Annotated in this window: 25 protein-coding genes; 13 read left to right on the forward strand and 12 right to left on the reverse strand. The window is 64.8% G+C overall.

The genetic code is table 11. The features are described from left to right. Positions 1-8: 8 nt before the first annotated feature. The 4 genes from AC1D09_RS06080 to AC1D09_RS06095 form a co-directional block, all read right to left on the reverse strand. Positions 9-1,535, reverse strand: coding sequence for a lipopolysaccharide biosynthesis protein (locus AC1D09_RS06080; RefSeq protein WP_477660894.1), 1,527 nt, complete (start codon positions 1,533-1,535; stop codon positions 9-11). Between the two features lie 2 nt (positions 1,536-1,537). Continuing rightward, complete coding sequence (locus AC1D09_RS06085) at positions 1,538-1,870, reverse strand: hypothetical protein (protein ID WP_477660895.1); 333 nt, start codon at positions 1,868-1,870, stop codon at positions 1,538-1,540. Between the two features lie 158 nt (positions 1,871-2,028). Beyond that, positions 2,029-3,144, reverse strand: coding sequence for a UDP-glucose 4-epimerase GalE (gene galE / locus AC1D09_RS06090; RefSeq protein ID WP_477660896.1), 1,116 nt, complete (start codon positions 3,142-3,144; stop codon positions 2,029-2,031). A 447-nt stretch (positions 3,145-3,591) separates the two neighbouring features. Further along, complete coding sequence (locus AC1D09_RS06095) at positions 3,592-5,277, reverse strand: electron transfer flavoprotein-ubiquinone oxidoreductase (RefSeq protein ID WP_477700974.1); 1,686 nt, start codon at positions 5,275-5,277, stop codon at positions 3,592-3,594. A 126-nt stretch (positions 5,278-5,403) separates the two neighbouring features. Between AC1D09_RS06095 and AC1D09_RS06100 the strand changes: the two genes are divergently transcribed. The 4 genes from AC1D09_RS06100 to AC1D09_RS06115 all read left to right on the forward strand — a co-directional run bounded on the left by AC1D09_RS06100 (position 5,404) and on the right by AC1D09_RS06115 (position 8,357). Then, positions 5,404-6,186 carry an SDR family oxidoreductase gene (locus tag AC1D09_RS06100; RefSeq protein WP_007868767.1) on the forward strand — a complete coding sequence of 261 codons (783 nt, stop codon included), beginning with the start codon at positions 5,404-5,406 and terminating at the stop codon, positions 6,184-6,186. A 177-nt stretch (positions 6,187-6,363) separates the two neighbouring features. After that, entirely contained in the window at positions 6,364-7,014 is a 651-nt protein-coding gene (locus AC1D09_RS06105) for a LysE family translocator (protein WP_477660898.1), read from the forward strand. A 3-nt stretch (positions 7,015-7,017) separates the two neighbouring features. Next, the gene (locus tag AC1D09_RS06110; RefSeq protein WP_477660899.1) at positions 7,018-7,920 is read left to right on the forward strand and encodes a DMT family transporter; all 903 of its coding nucleotides are present in this window, start codon (positions 7,018-7,020) and stop codon (positions 7,918-7,920) included. Positions 7,921-7,934: 14 nt separating this feature from the next. Next, positions 7,935-8,357: an acyl-CoA thioesterase gene (locus AC1D09_RS06115; RefSeq protein WP_477660900.1), complete on the forward strand. Its 423-nt coding sequence runs from the start codon at positions 7,935-7,937 to the stop codon at positions 8,355-8,357. A gap of 82 nt (positions 8,358-8,439) precedes the next feature. On the opposite strand, the gene AC1D09_RS06120 is transcribed toward AC1D09_RS06115, so the two are convergent. Further along, the gene (locus tag AC1D09_RS06120) at positions 8,440-9,345 is read right to left on the reverse strand and encodes a metal-dependent hydrolase (protein ID WP_477660901.1); all 906 of its coding nucleotides are present in this window, start codon (positions 9,343-9,345) and stop codon (positions 8,440-8,442) included. Between the two features lie 85 nt (positions 9,346-9,430). Continuing rightward, a complete protein-coding gene (locus AC1D09_RS06125) occupies positions 9,431-10,054 on the reverse strand; it encodes a peroxidase-related enzyme (protein WP_477660902.1) in 624 nt (207 codons plus the stop codon). Positions 10,055-10,249: 195 nt separating this feature from the next. Between AC1D09_RS06125 and katG the strand changes: the two genes are divergently transcribed. The 3 genes from katG to AC1D09_RS06140 all read left to right on the forward strand — a co-directional run bounded on the left by katG (position 10,250) and on the right by AC1D09_RS06140 (position 13,447). Further along, a complete protein-coding gene (gene katG / locus AC1D09_RS06130) occupies positions 10,250-12,460 on the forward strand; it encodes a catalase/peroxidase HPI (protein WP_477660903.1) in 2,211 nt (736 codons plus the stop codon). 163 nt (positions 12,461-12,623) lie between these two features. After that, a complete protein-coding gene (locus tag AC1D09_RS06135) occupies positions 12,624-12,953 on the forward strand; it encodes a carboxymuconolactone decarboxylase family protein (protein ID WP_477660909.1) in 330 nt (109 codons plus the stop codon). Then, complete coding sequence (locus AC1D09_RS06140; RefSeq protein WP_477660904.1) at positions 12,950-13,447, forward strand: N-acetyltransferase family protein; 498 nt, start codon at positions 12,950-12,952, stop codon at positions 13,445-13,447. Before AC1D09_RS06135 ends, AC1D09_RS06140 begins: the two co-directional genes overlap by 4 nt. A gap of 729 nt (positions 13,448-14,176) precedes the next feature. On the opposite strand, the gene AC1D09_RS06145 is transcribed toward AC1D09_RS06140, so the two are convergent. Continuing rightward, positions 14,177-15,193, reverse strand: a complete 1,017-nt coding sequence (locus AC1D09_RS06145; RefSeq protein ID WP_477663584.1) for a zinc-binding alcohol dehydrogenase family protein — start codon at positions 15,191-15,193, stop codon at positions 14,177-14,179. A gap of 114 nt (positions 15,194-15,307) precedes the next feature. Between AC1D09_RS06145 and AC1D09_RS06150 the strand changes: the two genes are divergently transcribed. Both AC1D09_RS06150 and AC1D09_RS06155 read left to right on the forward strand, forming a co-directional pair. Continuing rightward, the gene (locus tag AC1D09_RS06150; protein WP_477663585.1) at positions 15,308-16,210 is read left to right on the forward strand and encodes a LysR family transcriptional regulator; all 903 of its coding nucleotides are present in this window, start codon (positions 15,308-15,310) and stop codon (positions 16,208-16,210) included. A gap of 190 nt (positions 16,211-16,400) precedes the next feature. Then, on the forward strand, positions 16,401-16,769 hold the full coding sequence (locus AC1D09_RS06155; protein WP_477663586.1) for an HPF/RaiA family ribosome-associated protein: 369 nt from the start codon (positions 16,401-16,403) through the stop codon (positions 16,767-16,769). Positions 16,770-16,796: 27 nt separating this feature from the next. Here AC1D09_RS06155 and AC1D09_RS06160 read toward each other — a convergent pair whose 3' ends face one another. Continuing rightward, positions 16,797-17,303: a DUF1993 domain-containing protein gene (locus AC1D09_RS06160; RefSeq protein WP_477663587.1), complete on the reverse strand. Its 507-nt coding sequence runs from the start codon at positions 17,301-17,303 to the stop codon at positions 16,797-16,799. A 145-nt stretch (positions 17,304-17,448) separates the two neighbouring features. Here AC1D09_RS06160 and AC1D09_RS06165 point away from each other — a divergent pair, with 145 nt between their 5' ends. Together AC1D09_RS06165 and AC1D09_RS06170 are read left to right on the forward strand one after the other, a co-directional pair. Continuing rightward, a complete protein-coding gene (locus tag AC1D09_RS06165; RefSeq protein WP_477663588.1) occupies positions 17,449-18,201 on the forward strand; it encodes a metallophosphoesterase family protein in 753 nt (250 codons plus the stop codon). Continuing rightward, positions 18,198-19,640, forward strand: coding sequence for a protein kinase domain-containing protein (locus AC1D09_RS06170; protein WP_477663589.1), 1,443 nt, complete (start codon positions 18,198-18,200; stop codon positions 19,638-19,640). Before AC1D09_RS06165 ends, AC1D09_RS06170 begins: the two co-directional genes overlap by 4 nt. Here AC1D09_RS06170 and AC1D09_RS06175 read toward each other — a convergent pair. Further along, positions 19,637-20,194 carry a PAS and helix-turn-helix domain-containing protein gene (locus AC1D09_RS06175; RefSeq protein WP_074575460.1) on the reverse strand — a complete coding sequence of 186 codons (558 nt, stop codon included), beginning with the start codon at positions 20,192-20,194 and terminating at the stop codon, positions 19,637-19,639. The two genes, AC1D09_RS06170 and AC1D09_RS06175, sit on opposite strands and share 4 nt — an antisense overlap. A 79-nt stretch (positions 20,195-20,273) precedes the next feature. On the opposite strand from AC1D09_RS06175, the gene AC1D09_RS06180 reads away from it, so the two are divergent. After that, positions 20,274-20,981, forward strand: a complete 708-nt coding sequence (locus AC1D09_RS06180) for a CoA transferase subunit A (protein WP_477663591.1) — start codon at positions 20,274-20,276, stop codon at positions 20,979-20,981. A 2-nt stretch (positions 20,982-20,983) separates the two neighbouring features. Then, positions 20,984-21,619 carry a 3-oxoacid CoA-transferase subunit B gene (locus AC1D09_RS06185; RefSeq protein WP_007868823.1) on the forward strand — a complete coding sequence of 212 codons (636 nt, stop codon included), beginning with the start codon at positions 20,984-20,986 and terminating at the stop codon, positions 21,617-21,619. 80 nt (positions 21,620-21,699) lie between these two features. On the opposite strand, the gene AC1D09_RS06190 is transcribed toward AC1D09_RS06185, so the two are convergent. From AC1D09_RS06190 to AC1D09_RS06200, 3 genes are read right to left on the reverse strand one after another with little or no spacing between them, the layout of a single operon-like run. Continuing rightward, positions 21,700-22,281 (reverse strand): MarR family winged helix-turn-helix transcriptional regulator, encoded by a 582-nt coding sequence (locus AC1D09_RS06190; protein WP_477700975.1) that lies wholly within the window; start codon positions 22,279-22,281, stop codon positions 21,700-21,702. Beyond that, positions 22,278-23,477 (reverse strand): Gfo/Idh/MocA family protein, encoded by a 1,200-nt coding sequence (locus AC1D09_RS06195; RefSeq protein ID WP_477663335.1) that lies wholly within the window; start codon positions 23,475-23,477, stop codon positions 22,278-22,280. The genes AC1D09_RS06190 and AC1D09_RS06195 overlap by 4 nt, the downstream gene beginning before the upstream one ends. Next, complete coding sequence (locus AC1D09_RS06200; RefSeq protein WP_477663336.1) at positions 23,474-24,460, reverse strand: PDR/VanB family oxidoreductase; 987 nt, start codon at positions 24,458-24,460, stop codon at positions 23,474-23,476. The genes AC1D09_RS06195 and AC1D09_RS06200 overlap by 4 nt, the downstream gene beginning before the upstream one ends. Positions 24,461-24,573: the final 113 nt, after the last annotated feature.

Below are 24,573 nucleotides of genomic sequence, written 5' to 3' on the forward strand. Positions count from 1 at the left end.
TTCCTTCGTCAGGGGCGCTGTTCGCCCAGTGCTACGGGCAGGGCGGAAGCCGGCGCGGCCGCGGGGCGGCGCAGGAAATTCGCGAGGCCGGGCACGAAGCGGATCACCATGTCGGAGGCGTCTGGTCCCAGCAGTTGCGGCCGCAGCAGCAGCAAGAGCCCTGGCAGCAGGCCGGCTGCCAGCGCGCCGGCCGCCAGCGACAGCAGGGCCATGTCAAACCTCGCCACGGCATGCTGCGCGCCCAGCGCCCCCGCGGCGCAGAGCGCGCTCAGCAACAGGCCGCGCAAGGCGTCCGGCAGCAGGGCCGTGGCGCGCAGGTCCAGCGCGCGAAAGGCTGCCGTGGCGACAAGGGCCGCGCGCAGCACCAGCAGCCCGCCGGCCACGGCCGCGGCCACGTGGATGCCCTGGCCGGCCAGCAGGTAAAAGCCCAGCGCGCCGATGGCCAGCAGCGGCAACTGCAGCAGGAACTCGTAGTGCTTGCGCCCGGTGTTCCAGAGCACCGGCGTCGACAAACCCCAGACGACATAGGCCGGCATGCACAGGAACAGCGTGCCCAGCACCCAGGCCGCGTCGCTCCAGGCCGGCCCGTAAAGCACGCGCACGATGTCGCGCGAGACAAAGGCCAGCGCCACAAAGGCCGGCAGGCCCAGCACCACGATGGTGGCCAGCATCTGCAGGTAGGCGCGGCCCAGGCGGGGTTTGTCGTTTTGCAGGCGCGCGCCCGCCGCGAGGAAAGCCGGCTGCAGCGCGCCCAGCAACAAGGTGTTGGGCATGGTGGCCAGGTTGTAGGCCACGTTGTACAGGCCCAGGGCCTGCGCGTTGAGCAGGCGCCCTATCAGCACGCGGTCCAGGTTGTTGAGCACCCAGTTGACGATGTTGGTGAAGAACACGGTGTGCCCGGTGCCTACGGCTGCGCGCGCATCGGCATACCAGAGCAGCGGACGCACCGCATGGGGTTTGAGCGCGTAGCTGGCCGCCAGCTGTACGGCCACCTGGACCAGCCAGGCCGCCACCAGCGAGGCTTCGCCGTGGCCCATCAGTGCCATCGGCAGGCCGACCGCGATATAACCGGCCGCATAGCTGCCCACCTGCACCAGGCCCACCGCGCGGAAGTTGAGGTCGCGCTGCAGCAAATAGGTGGCCGGCTGGGCGGCGGCGCCCAGCAGGCAGGCCAGCGACAGCCATTCAATGACGGCCTGCGCGCGCGGCTCGCGGAAATAGGCGGCCAGCAAGGGCGCCAGCAGGTAGACGGCCAGCGTGGTCGCCAGGCCCACGATGAGCTGCCAGGTCCAGGCAAAGCGCACGTCCTCGTCGCTGAGGGTCTCGCGCTGCAGCAGGCTCCAGCTGAAACCGAAGCCGGACACAAAGGTGGCGAAGGTCAGCACCACCATGCCGATGGCGAAGATACCGAAGATCTCCGGGCCCAGCGTGCGCGCCAGGACGACCTGGGCCATCAGCTGCAGCGCGAAGCGCGCGACCGTGGAGGCCGCACTCCATTTGACCGCCGCGACGCCGGGCCGGCCGAGTCCGCTCATGCTCAGGGCCTTCCCGCCTTGTAGCGCCGCACGGCGATCACGGCCATCAACACCAGCGTCGCCAGCAGCATGCCGTAGGAGCGCCAGCCGGACTCGCCCACGCCGGCCTCATCGTCGGCCGCGAAAGCCTGTGGCGGATTCGGGCGTATGTCGGGGCTGTAGACCGCGCGCACCTTGACCGTCTCGGCGCCGGCCTGCAGTTTCATGGGCGTGTTTTTCGCGGCGCCGGCCTTGCCGGCCAGAGTTTGTTGCGGTGGCTGGTCGGAAGAATCGGAGTAGGCCGATGCGGAGGCCATCCAGGCGGCCAGAACGGCGGTCATCAGAGCTTTGAACATTGAATTTCCTCTCTGTCAAAAGCAGAAAATTGGCAGAGGATGAGTGTGTTGTGCAGTGCAGCAATCGGCAATAGTCCGAACGGCCCATGGCCTGGTTTGTGCTGGTGAAAGCAGATGTGTCTTGTCCTCATTCGGTGCCGGTTTTGTGTCAAGACGAATCAGGCGCTGACCACTGGTCGCAGGGGGCCGTTCGGGCTATTGCGCGCAGGCGTTGGCATATGCATGGCCGTGCTGTCCGGCGCCTGGGTCCGGTAGCCGTCGGGGTTGCGCTGCTGCCAGTGCCACGCGTCGCGGCACATCTCTTCAATGCCGCGCGTGGCGCGCCAGCCCAGGACGCCGCGGGCCAGCGACACGTCGGCGAAATATTGCGCCACGTCGCCCGCGCGCCGCGGCGCGAATTCAAACGGGATGGGCCGGCCGCTGGCGCGCTCGAAGGCGCGCACCACACCCAGCACGCTGGTGCCCTGGCCGGTGCCCAGGTTGAGGGTGAAGCTTTCGCCTGTGGCCAGCAGGGCCTGCACGGCGGCCACATGGCCGTCGGCCAGGTCGCACACATGCAGGTAGTCGCGCACGCCGGTGCCGTCGGGGGTCGGATAGTCGCTGCCGAAGACCTGCAGCCGCGCGCGTTTACCCACGGCGACCTGGGTCACAAAGGGCATCAGGTTGTTGGGAATGCCGCTGGGGTCTTCGCCGATCAGGCCGCTGGGGTGCGCGCCCACCGGGTTGAAGTAGCGCAGCACGCCGGTGCGCCATGAAGGGTCCGAGGCGCGCAGCGAGGCCAGGATGTTTTCACACATCAGCTTGCTCTGGGCATACGGGCTTTCGGGCGCGCAGGGAAAACCTTCATCAATCGGCACACTGGCCGGGTTGCCGTAGACCGTGGCGCTGGAAGAAAACACCACGGACCGGCAGGCGGCGGTGCCGGCCATGGCCTCGAGCAGGCTCACGAGGCCGCTCACGTTGTTGCGGTAGTACATGAGGGGCTGCTGCACGCTTTCACCGACGGCCTTGACGCCGGCGAAGTGCACGGCCGCAACGCAGTGGTGGCGCCGCAGCACCTCAGCCACAAAAGCGGTATCCAGCACATTGCCTTTTTCACAAGGCACGCGCCGGCCCGTCAGCTGTGCCAGCCGGTGCAGCACCGCGGGGTGGCTGTTCGAGAAATCGTCAAGGATGACCGGTTGGTAGCCGGCCTCCACCAGGGCCACAAAAGTGTGGCTTCCGATATAACCGGCGCCGCCGGTCAGCAGCACGCTGGGGGTGTTTTCTGTCATGGATCAATGGGCTAAGAAGCTGCCGGGCAGCGGGCGGATGCGGCAAAAAAAGCTGGAACACGGCGGCGTGGCGGCCGGTGAAGGGGCGCGGCCACGTCCCGGACTCAAGGACAGTTCCAGTGTCTTTGCGGCAAGGGGCGAAAGCGTGTCAGCGTAAGCCGCGAGCCTGCGTCGGAGGGTGTGAGACAGGCCTCAAAGCGTGTCGAATCGTTCGGTAAGCACTTGTGAGTGAAACGCGAAAAACGCCTGCCAGCGGGGTGTGCACCAGGCATGCACGGTAGCTGCCGGCGTAGCGGGCCGGACAGAAAGTCACAAAGCTTGCCAAGGCTTGCGCCGTGTATATGTGGCGCGCTTGCGACTGTATGACAAAGGCCGCGTGCGCGATGCGGCGCGGCCATAAAAAAAGCCCGGAAGCATCCGGGCTTTTTGTGAGAGGGTGTGCGGCGCTTACATGCCCGCGTAGTTGGGCCCGCCGCCGCCTTCGGGCGTGACCCAGACGATGTTTTGCGTCGGATCCTTGATGTCGCAGGTCTTGCAGTGCACGCAGTTCTGCGCGTTGATCTGCAGGCGGTCGCTGTTGTCGGGGTTCTTCACGAATTCGTAGACACCGGCCGGGCAGTAGCGGCTTTCGGGGCCGGCGTATTTGGCCAGGTTGATGTTGACCGGCACGCTGGCGTCTTTCAGCGTCAGGTGCGCGGGCTGGTGCTCTTCGTGATTGGTGTTGGAGACAAACACCGAGCTCAGGCGGTCGAAGGTGATCTTGTTGTCGGGCTTGGGGTACACGATGGGCGTGCACTCGGCCGCCGGCTTGAGCTTGGCGTAGTCGGGAATGCTGTTGTGGATGGTCCAGGGCGGCGACTTGAAGCCCAGCTTGGGCAGCAGCCAGTGCTCAATGCCGGTCATGAAGGCGCCGACGTAAAGGCCCTTCTTGAACCAGGACTTGAAGTTGCGCGACTGGTTCAGTTCCTGCGCGAGCCAGCTCTTGGCATAGGCCTCGGGGTAGGCGGCCAGCTCGTCGTGCTGGCGGCCGGCGGTGACGGCCTCATAGGCGGCTTCGGCGGCCAGCATGCCGCTCTTGATGGCCGCGTGGCTGCCCTTGATGCGTGCCGCGTTGAGGTAGCCGGCGTCGCAGCCTATCAGCGCGCCGCCCGGGAACACGGTTTTGGGCAGGCTCAAAGCGCCGCCCGCCGTGATGGCACGCGCGCCGTAGCTGATGCGCTTGCCGCCTTCGAGGTAGGCCTTGATGCTGGGATGCGTCTTCCAGCGCTGCATCTCTTCAAAGGGGCTCAGGTAAGGGTTGCTGTAGTCCAGGCCGGTGACCATGCCCAGCGTGACCTTGTTGTCCCCCAGGTGGTACATAAAACCGCCGCCGTAGGTCTGGCTGTCCATGGGCCAGCCGGCGGTGTGGATCACCAGGCCGGGCTTGTGTTTGGCCGGGTCGATCTCCCACAGCTCTTTCACGCCCAGTGCATAGCCCTGCGGGTCTCGGCCTTCGTCGAGCTTGAAGCGGCTGATCAGCTGGCGGCCCAGGTGGCCGCGCGCGCCTTCGGCGAACACGGTGTACTTGCCATGCAGCTCCATGCCGAGCTGGAAGTTGTCGGTGGGCTGGCCGTCCTTGCCGATGCCGAGGTTGCCGGTGGCCACGCCCTTGACGGAGCCGTCGTCGTTGTAGAGGACTTCAGCGGCCGCGAAGCCCGGGAAGATTTCAACGCCCAGGCCCTCGGCCTGCTGCGCCAGCCAGCGAACCACATTGCCCAGGCTGATGACGTAGTTGCCTTCGTTGTGAAAGCAGTCCGGCACAAAGAAGGCCGGTGTCTTGACCGCGCTTTTTTCGCTGAGGAACAGCACCTCGTCGGCGGTGACGGGCTGGTTCAGCGGCGCGCCCTGGGCTTTCCAGTCGGGCAGCAGCTCGGTCAGCGCTTTCGGGTCCATCACCGCGCCCGAGAGGATGTGGGCGCCGGGCTCCGAGCCTTTTTCGAGCACCACGACGGAAATGTCCTTGCCTTTTTCGGCCGCGAGTTGCTTCAGGCGAATGGCGGTGGCGAGGCCGCCGGGGCCGCCGCCCACCACGACCACGTCGTATTCCATCGCCTCACGGGGGCCGAACTGGGCCAGAATTTCTTGGGTATTCATCGGGGACTCGCTGATAATGATTTTTCAGGAAGGATTGTCGGTCTCGCGTTGGATTTTATGTCGCGAATGCAGCGATGCGAACGGTCGTTCTCTTTTGTGTGCTTTAAATTGAGAGAGGAGCCTCTAATGGCTTACAGCATTGACCTGACAGGGCGTGTCGCCCTCGTGACCGGCGCTTCCGGTGGACTGGGTGCCCAGTTCGCCACGACCTTGAGCCGCGCCGGCGCGGCCGTGGTGCTGGCCAGCCGCAGGCTGGACAAGCTCAAGGACCTGCGCGCGCAGATCGAGGCGGCCGGCGGCGACGCGCATGTGGTCGAGCTCGACGTGACCGACCATGCCAGCATCAAGGCCGGCGTGGCCCATGCCGAAACCGAGGTCGGCCCCATAGACATCCTGGTCAACAACTCGGGCGTGAGCACCACGCAGCGCATCCAGGATGTGGGCGAGGAAGACTACGACTTCATTTTCAACACCAATGTGAAGGGCGCTTTTTTTGTGGCGCAGGAAGTCGGCAAGCGCATGCTGGCGCGCTCGCGCGGCGCCGGGCCCGGCAACTATGCCGGCGGGCGCATCATCAACATCGCCTCCATGGCCGGGCTGCGTGTGCTGCCGCAGATCGGCGTGTACTGCATGAGCAAGGCCGCCGTGGTGCAGATGACCAAAGCCATGGCGCTGGAGTGGGGCAAGTTCGGCATCAACGTCAATGCGATCTGCCCCGGCTATATTGACACCGAGATCAACCACCACCACTGGGAGACCGAGCAGGGCAAAAAGCTGGTGCAGATGCTGCCGCGCAAGCGCATCGGCAAGCCGCAGGACCTGGACGCGCTGCTGGTGATGCTGGCCAGCGGCGAGAGCCATTTTGTCAACGGTGCGGTGATCGCGGCGGATGACGGCTTCGGCGTCTGAGAGTCGCCCACAAAACCCTCCTGGCGTTGTTGCAGTCGCCTTGCCGTGCTGGTGCACTGTCTGCGGCGACGCGCCTAGCCAGGACCGCTTCGCTGGGTTTTGTGAGCGACTCTCAGCCGGTTTACGACACACACGCAACCTGATATTCACAACATCAATCAAATCCTGGAGAACAACATGATGGATTCCGTAGTGCCTTACCTCGGCCCCATAGGCCTGATCTTCCTGGCCTTGCTCGCGGGCGTAGTCAGCCCCGGCCCGAGTTTTGTGCAGGTTGCGCGCATCGCGGTGTCGCGCTCGCGCGCCGACGGCCTGGCCGCCGCGCTGGGCATGGGCCTGGGCGCGCTGGTGTTTGCCGCGCTGGCGCTGGCCGGGCTGCAGGCCTTGCTGGCCGCCTTGCCCGGCGTCTACACGGCGCTCAAGGTCGTGGGCGGCCTGTACCTGATGTGGATTGCCATCCAGATTTGGCGCGGCGCGCGCCAGCCGCTGGAGATGGCCGGCCAGGACAAGGGCGCGGCGCGCCGCACGGTGCTGCAGTCGTTTCGCCAGGGGCTGGTGACGCAGCTGAGCAATCCCAAGATTGTGGTGGTCTACAGCAGCGTGTTCGCGGCCCTGCTGCCTGCGCAGTTTCCCTTGCCGGCCGCCATGCTGGTGCTGGCCGGTGTGCTGGTGATGGAGACCGGCTGGTATGCCGTGGTGGCGCTGGTGCTGTCGTCGTCGGTGCCGCGTGCCGCCTACCTGCGCAGCAAGGCCGTGGTGGACCGCACGGCCGCCGGCGCCATGGGTTTGCTCGGCCTGCGCCTGGTCGCCACCGCGCACACCGCCTGATAGATGCTGGCCGGCATTCTGGCCGGGCTCGCGGCGGGTGCGCTGTGGGGCCTGGTGTTTGTGGCGCCGCGCATGCTCGAGATGGGCGCGGGCGGCTATTCTTCGATAGACCTCACGGCCGGGCGCTTTGCCGTTTACGGTGTGGTCGCCGTGCTGGTGATGCTGGCCGGGCTGCGCAGCCGCCGCCTGCCCACGCTGCGCCAGGCCGGCACCGCGCTGCTCATGAGCATCCTGGGCTTTAGCGGCTATTACCTGCTGCTGGTGCTGGCCATACGCGATGCGGGCACCGAAGTGCCTTCGCTGGTCATAGGCACCATCCCGATCTGGGTCATGCTGCTTGGCAAACCGCAGGGCCTGCGCTGGGCCGCACTGCTGCCGGGGCTGGCGCTCACGCTGGCCGGGCTGGTGCTCATGATGGGTTCCACGCACGAGGGGGCCCAAGGCGCGGCCACGCATTTCTGGCGCGGCATGCTGTTTGTGGCGGGCTCGCTGGTGTGCTGGACGGTTTTTGCAATCCTCAACTCCGCCTGGCTCAAGCGGCATCCGGAAGTCAACGCCACCGACTGGGCCAACTGGCTGGGCGTGGCCACCGGACTGGGCGCGCTGCTGATGTGGGGGGCCGCCGGATCCGATGCTGGCCTGCTGGCCGCGCGCGCGGACCGCGGAACCTTTGTGCTGCTGTGCGTGGTGGCCGGCGTGGGCTCGACCTGGCTGGCCACGATTTTGTGGAACATGGCCAGCCAGCGGCTCAGCGCCAGCCTGTGCGGGCAGCTCATCGTCAGTGAAACGATTTTTGCGCTGCTGTATTCCTTTGCCTGGGACGGCCGCTGGCCCACCCTGGTGCAGCTCACCGCCTGCGTGCTGTTCACGCTGGGCATTCTTGCCTCCATCAGGGCGCACCGTTAGGTGCGGTGTTCACCATGAAGATTGAAATCCCCGAGAAGAAAAAGCTGGTCCATGAGATGCTCATTCCGATACGCTGGGGCGACATGGACGCCATGGGCCACCTCAACAACGGCAGCTACTTCCGTTACCTGGAAACCATACGCATTGACTGGATGTACGCGATTGGCTGCCGGCCCGACCCGCGCGGTGAGGGCCCGGTGATCGTCAATGCCTTTTGCAATTTCTACAAGCAGCTCGAATACCCGGGCGACGTGCTCATGAAGATGTATGTCAGCGACCCAGGCCGCAGCACCTTTGAGAGCTGGGCCACCATGGAGCGCAGTGATGCGCCGGGCGTGGTTTGCGCTGCCGGCGGGGCCACCACCATCTGGGTGGATTTCCCCGCGCAGAAGTCGCGGCCGCTGCCGGACTGGATGCGCAAGATCGTCGAGGACTGAGAGAAAGAGAGAGCCGCTCACAAGCCCAGCGAAGCGGTCCTGGCAAGGCGGCGCAACAACGCCAGGAGGGTTTTTGAGCGGCTCAGCGGACTACGCGAAAACTGTCGGCGTTTTCCTTGAACCAGCGCCTGGCCAGGCCGCGCGTCTGCTGCTCGGGCTTGGCAAACGCTTCCTGGTCCGGATGGAAATCGCGCCTGAAGTAGGCCAGCAGCGGGCCTAGGGTGTACCACATCGCGCCCTTGCGGCCCCAGAAGAATTTGGCCGCGCTCCACCAGGTGCCGGGCTTGAACAGCGTGCCGTCGTGCCACAGGTTAAGCACCGTCTGCCGACCCGAGTCGAAGGTAAATACCAGCATCGCGTAGATGTACCAGCGTATGCGCCAGGCGTAGTTGCCCTGAACCGCATGGTAAAGGTCATAGGCGACGGCGCGGTGTTCGGTTTCCTCGGCCGCGTGCCAGCGCCAGAGGGTCTGCATCCGCGGGTCGGCGCTGTCCAGCGTGTTGTTGTGGCGCAGCAGGTAGTCGGCCAGCACCGCGGTGAGGTGCTCATACGCGGCGGTCACGGCGAGGAAGTGCAGGGGCAGCGCGCCTCTTTTTTTCGCATAGTCAATACGCTCCGTGGCCCAGTGCTGCCAGCGGTTGACCAGGCCCTGGGTTTCCAGGTGCGCGTTGTAGAGCGCGTGGATGTGGCGGTGCGTGGCCTCCTGGCCTATGAACTGCGTCACCGCGTCGTGCAGCAGGGCGTGTTCGGGTGTTTGGGGCAGCAGCCTGGCGCAGTCGCGCACCGCATCGATAAAGGACTGCTCGCCGACCGGAAAGCTCATGGACAGGGCGTTGTGGTACTGGCTCAGGAAGGCGTCGCCGCCATACCAGTGGCGGTCAAAGCCCTGGCTCAGGTCGATCTCGAGCTTGCGCACGGTCAGTCCGGACGGGTTGGCCGATGCCGGGTTGGGTGTGGCCGGGGCGAGGGGAGTGGCGGTTGGGGTCATGAAATCCTGGTTCGAATCAAGCCATGCGCGAACGCGGGGCCATGCGCATTATTGAGCTTTGCCATACGCCTTTCAACCCGCCCTGTCAGGCCGGCTTGGGCGGTTTGGGCACGCGGCCCATCAGGTAGAACTCGGTATTGGGCTGCATGTTGCTGAAGCTGGCCATGCGGTTGGAGAGGCCGAAAAAGGCCGTGATGGCCGCGATGTCCCAGGCGTCTTCGTCGTCAAAGCCGTGGCCGTACAGCGCCTCGAAGTCGGCGTCTTCAATCCGGTCGGCCTGCAGGCAGACTTTCATCGCGAAGTCCAGCATGGCGCGCTGGCGCGGCGTGATGTCGGCCTTGCGGTAGTTGACCGCCACCTGGTCGGCGACCAGCGGCTTCTTTTCATAAATCCGCAGGATGGCGCCATGCGCCACCACGCAATACAGGCAGTTGTTGGCCGCGCTGGTGGCGGTGACAATCATCTCGCGCTCGCCCTTGGTCAAAGTTCCGTTGGGGTTGGAACCTTCTTCCTTGAGCATCAGGGCATCGTGGTAGGCAAAGAAGGCGCGCCACTCGGCGGGGCGGCGCGCCAGCGCCAGGAACACATTGGGCACAAAGCCGGCTTTTTCCTGCACTTCCAGGACCTTGGCCTTGATGTCCTCGGGCAGGTCCTTGAGTTCGGGGGCGGGGTAGCGGGGGGCTGCGCCTGGCGTTGCGGGCTTGGTCATGAGGGTTTCCTTCAAAGGCTTTATAAGTGACTCGGCTCAAGCGTAACGGCAAGAGGGCCCATACGGCCACATGGGCCTGGCGTAAAACGCGTGCAATTAATAAAAACTATTAAATGAATATTTTTAATTGTCTTTGCATATTTTGCTGCGAAACCTAGACTGCGTTTCATCCCATACACATTGAAGGAGTTCATCATGGCTGATCACACGACGCAAGGCGAAAGCGCCTGCCCGTTCTCGGGCGGCGCCCGCAAACACGCACTGGCCGGCGCCGCAGGCAACGCCAGCTGGTGGCCCAACCAGCTCAACCTCAAGATTCTTCACCAGAACTCCCCCAAGGCCGATCCCATGGGCGAGGCCTTCAACTACGCCGAGGAGTTCAAGACTCTGGACCTGCATGCCGTCGTCAAGGATCTCCATGCGCTGATGACCGATTCGCAGGACTGGTGGCCCGCGGATTACGGCCATTACGGCCCCTTCTTCATCCGCATGGCCTGGCACAGCGCGGGCACCTACCGTATCGCCGACGGCCGCGGCGGCGCGGGTTCGGGCATGCAGCGCTTCGCGCCGCTGAACAGCTGGCCCGACAACGGCAACCTCGACAAGGCGCGCCGCCTGCTGTGGCCGATCAAGCAGAAGTACGGCCGCAAGATCTCCTGGGCCGACCTGATGGTGCTGGCCGGCACCGTGGCCATGGACTCCATGGGACTGAAGACCTTTGGTTTTGCCGGCGGGCGCCCCGACGCCTGGGAGCCGGAAGAGGTGTATTGGGGGCCCGAGGCCGAGTGGATGGGCGACAAGCGCTACAGCGGTGACCGCGAACTCGAAAACCCCCTGGGCGCCGTCCAGATGGGCTTGATCTATGTGAACCCCGAAGGCCCGAACGGCAACCCGGACCCCCTGGGTTCGGCGCGCGACATCCGAGAGACCTTCGCCCGCATGGCCATGAACGACGAGGAAACCGTCGCACTGACCGCCGGCGGCCATACCTTCGGCAAAGCCCACGGCGCCGCCGAGCCGGGCAAGTACGTGGGCCCCGAGCCCGAGGGCGGCAGCCTTGAAGACCAGGGTTTCGGCTGGACCAACAAGTTCGGCGGCGGCCATGGTGTGCACACCATCACCAGCGGTATCGAGGGCGCCTGGACCAACAACCCCATCAAGTGGGACAACGGTTATTTCGAGAACCTGTTCGGCTACGAATGGGAACTGAGCAAGAGCCCCGCGGGCGCCCACCAGTGGAAGCCCAAGGACCCCGCCGCGGCAAGCGCCGTGCCGGACGCCCATGATCCCGCGCAGCGCCACGCGCCCATGATGACCACGGCCGACATGGCCATGCGCATGGACCCGGCCTACGAAAAAATCTCGCGGCGCTTCATGGCCAACCCGCAGGAGTTTGCGGACACTTTCGCCAAGGCTTGGTACAAGCTCACGCACCGCGACATGGGCCCTGCCGCGCGATACCTGGGCCCGCTGGTTCCCAAGGGCCAGTTGCTGTGGCAGGACCCGATTCCCTCGGTCGACCATGAACTGGTCGGGGAAAACGACATTGCCGCGCTGAAGGCCACGCTGCTGGCATCCGGGCTTTCCATCGCCCAACTGGTCACGACGGCCTGGGCATCCGCCGCGACATTCCGCGGCAGCGACAAGCGCGGCGGCGCCAACGGCGCGCGCATTCGCCTCGCGCCGCAAAAGGACTGGGAAGTCAACCAGCCGGCTGAACTGGCGAAAGTGCTCAAGGTGCTGGAGAAGGTCCAGGCCGAATTTAACGGTGCGCAGTCCGGCGGCAAGAAGATTTCGCTGGCCGATTTGATTGTTCTGGGCGGCTGCGCCGCCGTTGAGGCGGCCGCCAAACGGGCCGGGCATGATGTGAAAGTGCCTTTTTCGCCGGGGCGCACGGACGCTTCGCAAGAGCAGACCGATGTGCAGGCTTTTGCCGTGCTGGAGCCGACGGCGGACGGTTTCCGCAACTATGGCCGCAAGGGGCAGGAGGCGCGGGCCGCCGAACTGCTGGTGGACAAGGCCAGCCTCATGACGCTGAGCGCTCCCGAGATGACGGTGCTGGTCGGCGGCATGCGCGCCCTCAATGCCAACGTCGGCCAGGCCTCGCACGGTGTTTTCACCAAGCGGCCCGGCACCTTGAGCAATGACTTCTTCGTGAACCTGCTCGACATGCGCACCAAGTGGCAGAAGTCGGCTGCGGACGCGGGCGTGCTGGAAGGCCGCGACCGCGCAAGCGGCGAGCTCAAGTGGACGGCGACCGTGAACGACCTGGTTTTTGGCTCCAACTCCCAGCTGCGCGCCATCGCCGAGGTCTATGCCTCCAGCGACGCGCGGGATCTGTTTGTGCGCGACTTTGTGGCCGCCTGGAACAAGGTCATGAACCTGGACCGTTACGACCTGGTCTGACCCTAACTGAACGAAGTTGATCTTGCCCGCCCCGGTGAAAGCCTGGGCGGGCTTTTTTGTTTTCCACTACGCTTGGGCTTTCAAGAACCTGTTCCAAGGAGCTCACGTGACCGCTACATCTTCCAGCGACTTCGACAAAGGCCTGGCCACCCGCAAGCAGGTGATGGGCGAAGACTTTGTGGCCAATGCCTTCGGCAAGGCGACCGACTTTTCGATGCCCATCCAGCACTACATCACGCGCAATGCCTGGGGCGACGTCTGGCAGCGGCCGGGGCTGGACCTGAAGACACGCAGCCTGGTCACCGTGGCCATGCTGACCGCCCTGGGCAAACAGCATGAACTCAAGGGCCATGTGCGCGGTGCGCTGAACAACGGCGTGACACCCGAACAGCTCCAGGAAGTGCTGCTGCACGCCAGCATCTACTGCGGCCTGCCCGCCGCGGTCGAGGCCTTCCGCACGGCCGCCGAAGTGGTGGATGCGCCCAAGCTATGACGCAGGCCAAGATACGCCGCTGCGAGGAAGCCGACTGGCCGGCCGTCTGGCCACTGCTGCGCGCCACCTTCGAGGCCGGCGACACCTACGCCTTTTCGCCGCAAAGCACCGAAGCCGAAATCCACGCCGTATGGATGGAGGCGCCGCGCGCCACCTACGTGGTGCGCGAAGGTGAGGGGCCCGTGCTGGGCACCTATTTCATCAAGCCCAACCAGCCCGGCCTGGGCGCGCACGTCTGCAACTGCGGTTATGTGGTCGCCCCCGAAGCCCAGGGCCAGGGCCTGGCATCGGCGATGTGCGAGCACTCGCAGCGCGAGGCGCTGGCGATGGGATTCCTGGCGATGCAGTTCAACCTGGTGGTGTCGACCAATGAGCGGGCTGTCCGGTTGTGGAAACGTTTGGGGTTTGAGGTGGTGGGGACGTTGCCGAAGGCTTTTCGGCATGTGCGGTTGGGGTTGGTGGATGCGTTTGTGATGTTTAAGACTTTGGAGTGAGCCTGTTCTTGTTCCGAGGGTGTGTCCTTTGCATAGGCTTGCTGGCCGGGGTTGCCCGGCGGCAACTCACTTTTAGCGAAACCCGCAAAGCGGGTTTTCTTTGTTCGCCAAAGGCGCGCTACGCGCGCGGGGTTTGCTCACTTCGCGCAGCGAAGTTACGCAAACACCAAAAGTAAGCAAAAGAAAGGCGACCCTGGTGTCTGCGTCCCTTCGCTTCGCTCCGGGCAACCTGCGGTGCTCGATTCAGGCGGGGTCTCGCTAAACTCGCTACGTTTCACTCCGCTCAGACAACGCGATCCCTTATCCGCCTGAACCTCCGCTCCTCGGCGCATACACAAGGGGGTGGGAGAAAAATACCAATACCTAAAACCACAAGGACACGCCTAGGCGTGTCCTTGTTTGTATTTGCTTTCTTGGCTTTCTGTCCCCGCTCCCGCTTTCCCCGTCCTGGCTGGGCCGAGGAGCGCAGAGACAAGCGGATCAGGGCTGGCGTTGTCTGAGCGGAGTGAAACGCAGCGAGTTTAGCCAGACCCCGCTTGGCTCGAGCACCGCAGGTTGCCCGCAGCGAAGCGGAGGGACCCAGACTGCGGGTCGCCTTTTCTTTGGTGACTTTCTTTTGGCGAAGCAAAAGAAAGTTACTGGCTGCCGGGCCACTCCCGGCCAGCAGAACTTAGAAGAAAGCGCAAAGGCCGGAGCAAGAACCGGCCAAACCAAGCCCGACCGGCCAGGTCAAAGAAACCCTTCCAACACTACCTTCCCACGCGACTTGCCCGATTCAATCAGCGCATGCGCGCGCCGCAAATTCGCGGCATTGATGCTGCCAAAACGTTCGGTCAGTGTGGTGCGGATCAAGCCCGCATCGACCAGCTGCGCGATCTCGCTCAGCAGCCTGTGCTGCGCCGCCATGTCGGCGGTGCCGAACATGGAGCGGGTGAACATGGACTCCCAGTGGATGGAAATGCTTTTGCGTTTGAACTTTGTCATGTCCACGTTCTTCGGGTCGTCGATCAGGCCGAAATGGCCTTGAGGCGCCAGCGCCTCGACGATCTGGTCCAGGTGCGAATCGGTTTGCGTGAGGCTCACCACATAGTCGACTTCAGGGATGCCTATGCGCTTGAGTTCCGCGGCAAGTGGCTGGCTGTGGTCGATGACGTGGTGGGCGCCCAGCTCCTTTACCCAGGCCTGGGTTTCGGGGCGGGAGGCCGTGCCGATCACCGTGAGGGACGTCAGGCGCGCGGCCAGCTGCGTCATGATGGAACCGACGCCGCCCGAGGCGCCGATGATCAGCAGTTTTTTGTGTGTGGGCTTTTTGCCCGGCTGCAGGCCGAGGCGGTCGAACAGCATTTCCCAAGCGGTGATGCTGGTCAGCGGCAGGGCGGCGGCCTGTGCGAAGTCGAGCGAGGCGGGCATGCGGCCCACGATGCGTTCGTCCACCAGGTGCAGTTCGCTGTTGGTGCCGGCGCGCGTGATGGAGCCCGCATACCAGACCTTGTCGCCGGCCTTGAACAGCGTCACGTCCGGGCCCACGGCGCGCACGATGCCGCTGGCGTCATAGCCCAGCACCTTGTAGTCCTGGCCCGCGGCGCGCGAAACACCCGCGCGCACCTTGGCGTCCACCGGATTGACGGAAATCGCCTTCACTTCGACCAGCAGGTCCTGGCCCGTGGGCGTGGGGTCGGGCAGGGTGATGTCGACAAGGCCTGCCTGGTCCAGTGCGTGGGCTTGCTGGTAGCCAATGGCTTTCATGATGGAGTCCTTTAAAAGAGTTGCAAAGAGGAATGGATGGCTTGAACTGTATGGGTTTTGAAAATGAAGATAAATAAGTGAATAATTGAAGCTATTTACAAATAAAATTTGTAAATGAAAGCCTTGCAAGACCTGGAAATCTTTGCCCGCACCGTGGATTCGGGCAGCCTCTCGGCCACCGCCCGCGGCCTGGACCTGACGCCCGCCGCCGCCAGCGCCGCGCTCAAGCGGCTGGAGCAAGAGCTGCAGGTGCCGCTGTTTGTGCGTTCCACGCGCAGCCTGCGCCTCACGCGCGAGGGAGAGGTCTTCCTCGCGCATTGCCGGCCCGCGCTGGCCGCCTTGCGGGATGCGCAGCTGGAGCTGGCCAGCGGCCGGCAGCAGGTCAGCGGCATGCTGCAGCTGGCCGCGCCCTCCGATTTCGGCCGTAACCTGCTGCTGCCCTGGCTGGAAGCGTTCCAGCAACAGCACCCCGGCATCCAGTACCGCCTGCACTTGTCGGACCGCGTCACCAATGTCTACAGCGACCTGGTCGATGCGGCCTTCCGCCAGGGTGAGCCGCCCGACTCCAGCATGCTGGCGCTACCGGTGCACCTGACGAATCGCCGCGTGCTGTGCGCATCACCCGCCTACCTGCAGGCGAGGGGCAGGCCCGAAACGCCGCAGGCGCTCACCGCGCACAGCTGCCTGTGTTTCATGCTCGGTGAAGAGGTGTATGACCGCTGGAAGTTCTGGCGCGATGGCGAGGAAGTGGTGGTGCGCGCCGGCGGCGGCAACATCGCCAATGACGGCGACGTGGTGCGCCTGTGGGCGCTGGCCGGCCGCGGCATCATGTACAAGTCACGGCTGGACGTGGCGGCCGACCTGGCCGCGGGCCGGCTGGTGGCCTTGTGCACCGACTGGCAAACCGAGGCCTCGCCGATGTACATGGTGCTGCCGGGGCGGCGGCAGTTGACGCCGGGCCTGCGTTTGCTGCGGGAGTTTATCGGGGAGCGCTGCGCGGCATTGGCCACCGCTTAGTTTGCAACCGTGTGTGTGCATACGCAAGCGAATGGTTCAAACCCGCCCTCACTCCAGGGTTGCGTCCAGGACTACAGACCCGCACGCGCATCGCGCGCACAATGAATTTTCCAGCCGCCACCTTGGCGGATCACAAGGCAGCCCGGCCCGCAGGCCCGCGCGCTGCAATTCCTGAAAGGAAAACAATCCCATGCAAATCCAGGTCAATTCCAAGCACACGATGCACACCGGCGAGTCTTTCGAGCGCTGGGCCAGCGGCGAGTTGCATGAGTCGCTGAGCCGCTTCAAGGGCGACATCACGCGCATCGAGGTGCATATGAGCGACGAAAACGGCGACAAGGCCAGCCCCGACCAGAAGCGCTGCGTGATGGAGGCGCGCCTGGCGCACCACGACCCGCTGGCCGTCAACCACCAGGCGCCCAACCAGGACCTGGCTTTTCGCGGCGCCAGCGACAAGCTCAAGCGCGTGCTGGACCACACCCTGGGCAAGCTGCGCGACCATCACCGCGACCGCGAAACCATACGGCGGGAACCCGCGCCTGAGCCCGGCACGCCTTAGCGCATTCCAGGCCGGGTGCGCATGCGCTCAGAATTTCCCGAGGTAGTCCATCTTGCCCAGCGGCACGCCCTGGTGGCGCAGGATGTCGTAAGCCGTGGTCAGGTGGAAGAATAAATTGGGCAGCACAAAATCCAGCAGGTAGGGCTCGCAGACAAAATTCATTTCCTTGCCGCGGACCTTGAGCGTCACGGTGCCGCCGGCGCGTGCATTGATTTGCGCCTCGTCCACGGTCCTGAGGAAGTCCAGCGTCTTGGCGATGCGGGCCTGCAGTTCTTCAAACGTGGTTTCGGTGTCGGCGAAGCTGGGCGGCGTGATGGCGGCCAGGCGCGCGGCGCCGAACTTGGCGGCATCGCTGGCGCCTTGCACCTGGCCGGATAGCGGGTACATGTCGGGCGCCAGGCGGGCGTTGACGTAGGTCGAGAGGTCGACCTTGTTGGCCTCGGCGTGGGCCCGGGCTTTTTCAAGCACGGCCGACAGGTTGTGAAAGCCGCGGATGAAGACGGGAATGGAAGCCTGGTAGAGGGTCAGCGACATGGGAATTTTCCTGGGATGGGGTGAATTCGGGGCGGCGCCAAAACGCCGGCCCTGATTTTGTTCCTGTTGCGGAAATTTTGCTGCCGCCTGGTGCAAACTTGGGGCAAAGCCGTGTTTCACGGTGAATGAAACCAGCGCCAAGCCCATGAAGATTGCCCTGCTGTCGGACATACACGCCAACCTGCGCGCGCTGGAGGCCTGCCTGGCCCATGCCGCCGCGCAGGGCGCCGGCAGGCTGGCCGTGCTGGGCGACCTGGTGGGCTACGGCGCGCAGCCGGCAGAGGTGGTGAGGCGCATTCGCGGACTGGCAGGCGAGGGCGCCATTGTGCTCAAGGGCAACCATGACGGGTACGCCGTGGCGCCACCCAGCCAGGCCCATTCTCTCGACCAGAGCGGCGCTGCATGGACCCACGAACGGCTGGACCCGGACGCGCTGGATTTCCTGGCGGCGCTGCCGCTGACGGCCACCGTTGATGCGGCGCTGCTGGTGCATGCCAGTGCCGACGCGCCCGAGCGCTGGTCTTATGTCGACAACGAACACCGCGCCCAAGCTTGCCTGGACGCCGCCTGCGCGAACCCGGCCGTGCGTTATGTGTTCTGCGGCCACGTGCACGAACAGGCGCTTTATTTTCGTGGCGCTGGGCAAGGACTGATGCGCTTTGAGCCCACGCCGGGTGTGCCCATCCCGGTGCCGCCGCACCGCCGCTGGCTCGCCACCGTGGGGTCGGTGGGCCAGCCGCGCGACGGCGACACCCGGGCCATGTATGCGCTGTTCGACACAGACCGGGCCGAGTTGACATTCCACCGTGTGGCCTACGACCACCTGGCCGCCGCGGCCGATGTGCGCGCGGCGGGTTTGCCCGGCCATTTCGCCTCGCGGCTGGAGGCGGGTTTGTGAGGTTGATGGCGCCCGGCACCGTGGTCGACGGCTTTGTCGTCGGTGAATGCCTGCATGCGGGCGGCATGGCGCATATCTACCAGGTGGGCTATGCCGACCCGTCGCGGGCCGCGCCTTTTCCCATGGTGATGAAGGTGCCGCGCATGACGGCCGGCGACGGCGCTGAAAACATCGTGGGCTTCGAAGTGGAATTGCAGCTGCTGTCGGCGCTGACCGGGCCGCATGTGCCGCGCCTGGTGGCGGCCGGAGACCTCGAGAAACTGCCCTACCTGGTGATGGAATACGTGCCTGGCCGCACCCTGCAACAACTGCTGGACGACAGCCCGGGGCCTGTGCCCGCGCAGGAGATTGCCAGTCTGGGCGTGGCTGTGGCCCAGGCGGTGCACAGCCTGCACCTGCAGGAGGCCTGCCACCTGGACCTGAAGCCGGCGAATGTGCTTCTGCGCCCCGACGGCAGCGCGGTACTGCTGGACTTCGGGCTGTCCTGCCATGCGCATTACCCGGACTTGCTGGCCGAGGAACTGCGCCCGGCCGTCGGTTCCCCCGCCTGGATGGCGCCCGAGCAGGTGGTCGGTGTGCGGGGCGACCCGCGAAGCGACATCTTTGCCGTCGGCGTGATGCTGTATGAGCTGGCCGTGCGCGAACTGCCCTTTGGCAACCCGCAGACCCGGGGCGGCCTACGCCAGCGCCTGTGGATGGACCCGGTGCCGCCGCGCGCCTTGCGGCCGGAGCTGCCCGAGTGGCTGCAGGAGGTGATCCTGCATTGCCTGCAGGGCGAAGCCGGCCGGCGTTATGCATCGGCCGCGCACCTGGCGCTGGATTTGTCGGACCCCTCGCAGATCGCCGTGACGGAGCTGGGGCGGCGCTTGCAAGCCACGGGTTTCTGGGCGCATTTCAAGCGCTGGCTGCACGCGGCGGGCAAGCACTACCGGCCCAGCCCTTTGCCTTCGCGGCAGCTTGAGGCGGCGCCCATCGTCATGGTGGCCCTGCCTTACCGGGACGTGAGCGACGCCACGCTGTATTCGCTGAGGCGCGCCGTGATGCGGGTGCTGGGCACGGCGCCCGGCGCGCGGCTGGCCTGCGTGACGGTGATTGACGCGGCAAAGGCGGCCGGCAACGACAGCGAAGCCAATGAGACCACCTTGCACCGGCGCTACCTGGGCATGCTCAGGCAATGGGCCCAGCCGCTGAACCTGGACAACCGGGCGCTGTCTTTCCACGTCATCGAGTCGGGCGACGTCGCGCAGGCGCTGCTGCACTATGCCAGGGGCAACCAGGTCGGCATCATCGTCATGGGGGCAGCAACGCACGGCTTGCAGATGCAGCGCCTGCTGGTGACGGTGCCGATCAAGGTCGCCATGGCGGCGCCGTGCACGGTGATCCTGGTCAAGCAGGCGCTGCCGTTCGATCGGCTGGCGGGGGAGGGCGAAGAGGGCTAGGAACCTGCCATCAGCTTGTGCACCAGGTCGGCCGTGGTCGATGCCTTGTACTTGCGCATCAGGCGCGCGCGGTAAATCTCGACGGTGCGGTGGCTGATGACCAGCGCGCGGCCGATTTCCTTGGAGGTCAAACCGTCCATCAGGTGGGCGGCCACTTCGCGTTCGCGCGCGGTCAGTTCGGCCGTGACGGGGCGGCGCGAGCTGAGGTCTTCAAAGGTCCAGATGCCGGCTTCGTGCGGCGCGCTGCGGTTGAGGGCGCGGCCGGTGACATGGCACCAGAAGGTCTCGCCCTTGTTGCGGCCGTCCACGCGCTTCATGATGCGGTCGTCGGAGTACAGTCCCTTGGCATTCAGGATGGGAATCATGCGCGCGCCTATGCGCTCGTACTCATCCGCGCTGGGGTAGAGAATGAGGAAGGACTGGCCCGCGAGTTGCTCGCGCGTGGCGCCGAACATCTCGCATAAATGCTGGTTGCAGTCCACAATCGAGCGGTTGCGGGACAGCACCAGTCCCACCGGCGCCAGGTCGAATGCGAGCTGGTAATCCACTTCCACAGTACAAACCTTTAGGGAAAACTACGTAACTTGATAAGTAGTATCGTAATGGATTGCCTGGAACACAAGGAGATGATTTGTGAAGAAACTTTTTCCCTCCGCCGCGGAGGCCCTCAAGGGCGTGGTCAAGGACGGCCAGTTGCTGGCCGTGGGCGGCTTCGGCCTGTGCGGCATTCCCGAGGCGCTGATTGACGCGCTGCGCGATAGCCAGGTGAAGAACCTGACGGTGATCTCCAACAACGCGGGCGTTGACGGCTTCGGCCTGGGCAAGCTGCTGGAAACCCGGCAGATCAAAAAAATGATTTCCAGCTACGTGGGCGAGAACAAGGAGTTCGAGCGCCAATACCTGGCCGGCGAACTGGAGCTGGAATTCACGCCCCAGGGCACGCTGGCCGAAAAGCTGCGCGCCGGCGGCGCCGGCATCCCGGCTTTTTTCACCAAGACCGGCGTGGGCACGCAGGTCGCGGAGGGTAAGGAATTGCGCGACTTCGACGGCGAAACCTATGTGATGGAGCGCTCGCTGGTGCCCGACGTGGCCCTGGTCAAGGCGCATGTGGCCGACAAGTCCGGCAACCTGCGTTTCAACCTCACGGCGCGCAATTTCAACCCGGCCGCCGCGATGGCCGGCAAGGTCTGCATCGTCGAGGTGGAGAAGGTCGTTGAAGTCGGCGAACTGGCGCCCGACGACATCCACCTGCCGGGCATTTATGTGCACCGCATCGTGCTCAATGCGAATCCCGAAAAACGCATTGAGAAACGGACCATCACCGAGAAAGCAGGAGTTTGACCATGCCCTGGACCCAAGACCAGATGGCGGCGCGCGCCGCCCAGGAACTCGAAGACGGTTTTTACGTAAACCTCGGCATAGGCATCCCGACCCTGGTGGCCAATTTCACCGGCGACAAGGAAGTCTGGCTGCAGTCGGAAAACGGCATGCTGGGCATAGGCCCCTTCCCGACCGAAGACCAGGTCGACGCCGACCTGATCAACGCGGGCAAGCAGACCGTCACCACCATCAAGGGCTCGTCCATCTTCGGCAGCCATGACAGCTTTGCGATGATTCGCGGCGGCAAGATCAACCTGTCCATCCTGGGCGCCATGCAGGTCAGCGAAAAAGGCGACCTGGCCAACTGGATGATCCCGGGCAAGATGGTCAAGGGCATGGGCGGCGCGATGGACCTGGTGGCGGGCGTCAAGCGCGTCATCGTCCTGATGGAACACGTCGCCAAAAAGAAGGACGGCACCGAGGACCTGAAGATACTGCCCAAGTGCACCCTGCCGCTCACCGGTGTGGGCGTGGTGGACCGCATCATCACCGACCTGGCCGTGATGGACGTGACGCCGCAAGGCCTCAAGGTGGTGGAGCTGGCGCCCGGCGTGACGCGCGAAGCGCTGCAGGCCAAGACCGGCGTCACGCTGGTCTGAGGCCCTAAAAAAACAAAAGCCGCCGGCCTTTTCAGGCGGCGGCTTTGGCTTTACCGGATCTCGCGGATTTCCCCCCGGGTTTATCTGTTTCCGGATATCTTTTTTTCGGTAATTTTCACCTTTTCGGTTTTTTCCTGCGGATCGCCCCCGGCGGCGGCCTTGCGCCTGGCGGGCGCGGCCTTTTCCTGCAGCAATTCGTCCCGGGCCAGGTTCTCGATCATGGCCAGCAGCACGGTGCGCGTCATCTTGATGTGTTCGGGCTCTATGCCCTCTATGCTCACATTGTTGGTCTCTTCGGCCAGGGGTACCAGCAGCTGCTTGAGCGCGCGGCCCTTGTCGCTCAGGTACACATACATATTCTTTTTATTGGTGGGCAGCTGCTTGCGCTCTATGTAGCCCAGCGCCTCCATGGCCTTCATGGCGGTGAAGGTGGTGGGCTCCATCACGCCGGCGCGCTCGCTGAGCTCTTTTTGCGTCAGGCCGTCGGATTCCCAGAGGATGCGCAAAAAGGTCCAGTGGCCGAAGGGCACCCCGTGCCGCGCCAGCCGCACCTGCAGCGCGCGGTGGAAGGCGCGTGAGGCATCGCGGATCAGGTGCGCGAGGCGGTCATTGGGCACGGCTTCACGCCAGTGGCGGATGATGTTTTGGGTGTCGTTGCTCATGACCCCGCATTGTGACCGACTTGGTGCGGGGGAGCGCAATCCCGGCCGCTGCGCGCGGATTCCAGCAGCGCCAGGCAGACCGCCGTGGTGGCGCGAGCCCACTCGCCGCTGTGCACCGGGGGCTTGCCATGGACTACGGCGGCATACAGCTCGTCAATCACCTCCTGGCGCGGGATCGTCGGTACAGGCAGGGCTTCCATGGTTTTTTCGCTGTCGGTATAAATGCTTATTTCCGACGGCCCGGGCCGCAGGTCGGCCTTTTCGCAGCTCACGATGATGTGGCCGAAGTGCTGGTGCCGCTGGCCCGCGGGCAGGGCGCTGCCGGCCGTGTACAGGCGGCCGCCGTAGTTGCGCGCCGCCTTGAGCGCGCTTTCTTCGGCGGAGGTAGCCGCACCCTGCAGGCGCTTGCGGGCCGCGCCGTAGTCGGCCGGGTTTTTGAGCTGGCCCATCTCGCCGATGTTGCCCAGCAGCTCGTCCGAGTCGTAGTGGCCGTAGCCGCTGTAGCTGGCCGACGCAAAGGCGCCGCCTTCAAAACCCAGCAGCGCGCTGTAGGCGCCTTCGGTGGGGCGGCTCGCGTCCCAGGCGCCGGTGTGGGCGCGCACGCTGCGCACCAGGCCGCCGCCCAGCAGGCGCACGATGTCCATCTGGTGGGTGGCCTGGCTGTGGACCACGCCGCCGCCGGCGGCCGTGTCCAGTTCCTCGGGGCGGCGCGGGCGGTAGAGAAAATCGGTGAAGTTCAGCGCGTGGATCATCTTCACCGCGCCGTAGCGGCCGCTGTCTATGAGCTCGCGCGTGCGGCGTATAGGGGTGTTGAAGCTGTGGCTGTGGCCCACGATCAAATGAACGCCCGCATCGCGGGCCGCTTCAATCATGGCGCTGCATTCGTCCACCGTGAGCGCCATGGGTTTTTCCACCATCACATGTTTGCCGAAGGATGCGGCCAGGCGAACGTGCTCGGCGTGGAACTGGTGCGGCGAGGCGATGTAAAGCGCCTCCACCGCCGGATTGGCGCACAGGGCCTCCATGGATGCGTAGCTGGGCGCGCCGAAGTCTTTTTCGAACTGCGCGCGCGCGGCGGCGATAGGGTCGGTCGCGCCCGCCAGCTTCACGCGGCCGTCGTGCACAAAGGTGGGCAGCATCAGCGTGAAAGCCCGGCCCAGGCCGACGATGCCGAGTTTGAGTGTGCGCCCAGTCATAAGTCCAGTACCAGTTCCGGCGATTTTGCGCGCGAGACGCAGACCATGATGTGATGGGCCTTTTCCTCCTCGCTCAGCACCATGTCGCGGTGCTCGGCCTCGCCTGCCAGCAGGCCTGTCTTGCAGCTGCCGCAGGTGCCGCTTTCGCAGGAGCTGGCCACGCGCACGCCGCTGCCGCGCAGGGCCTGCAGCAGGGTCTGCTCCACGCTGACTTCCACCGTCTTGCCGCTTTGGGCCAGGCGCACGCTGAAGGGCGTGTTTTCCGCAAACACCGTGGCGTCGACGCCGAAGCTCTCGAAATGCACCTTGCCCGAGGGCCAGTGGCCCGACATGTCGGCCACGCTGTCCATCAGGCCCCTGGGGCCGCAGCAGTAGACGTGGGCCGCGCCCGGTTTTTCAAACACCGGCCACAGATCCAGCGCTTCGTTGATGTCGCCGTTGTCGTGGTGGATCTGCACCTGGCCCGGAAATTCGGATTGCAGTTCGTTGATGAAAGCTGTGCCCGCGGCGTCGCGTGTGCAGTAATAAAGCTTGAAGCCGGCGGCGCCTGTGCGCTTGAGCTGCCGCATCATGGAAAGAATCGGTGTGATGCCTATGCCGCCCGCGATAAAAATGAAGTCGCTCGCCTGCGCGGCCAGTTCGAAATTGTTGCGCGGCGCGCTGACGGTCAGCAACTGCCCGGCCTGCACCTCGTCGGCCATGCTGATGGAGCCGCCGCGCCCGCGCCCGTCGCGCTTGACGGCGATCTGCCAGGCGCCGGTGTCGGCCGGGTCGCTGCACAGCGAGTAATTGCGGCGCACGCCGCTGGGCACTTGCACCGTGAGATGCGAGCCGGCCATGAAAGTCGGCAGGGGCGCGCCTTCGGGGTGGCGCAGCTCGAACAAATAAATGCCTTGCGCGACCTCCTGCTTGCGCGCCACCGTCAGCGGGAAAAAATCCGGCTCCGCAACCGGGATGCCATCGGCCCTGGGGTTAACGCTCATTTTTGTCTCCACAAATTTTCTTGACAAACCGCCAAATCACGATAATCTTAGTCATCTAAGAATAATTGGATTGCCCCGGATTGGCAAGTTGTTTTTAAACCTGTTTTGATTGA

Source organism: Polaromonas sp. P1_A2 (assembly GCF_056406895.1).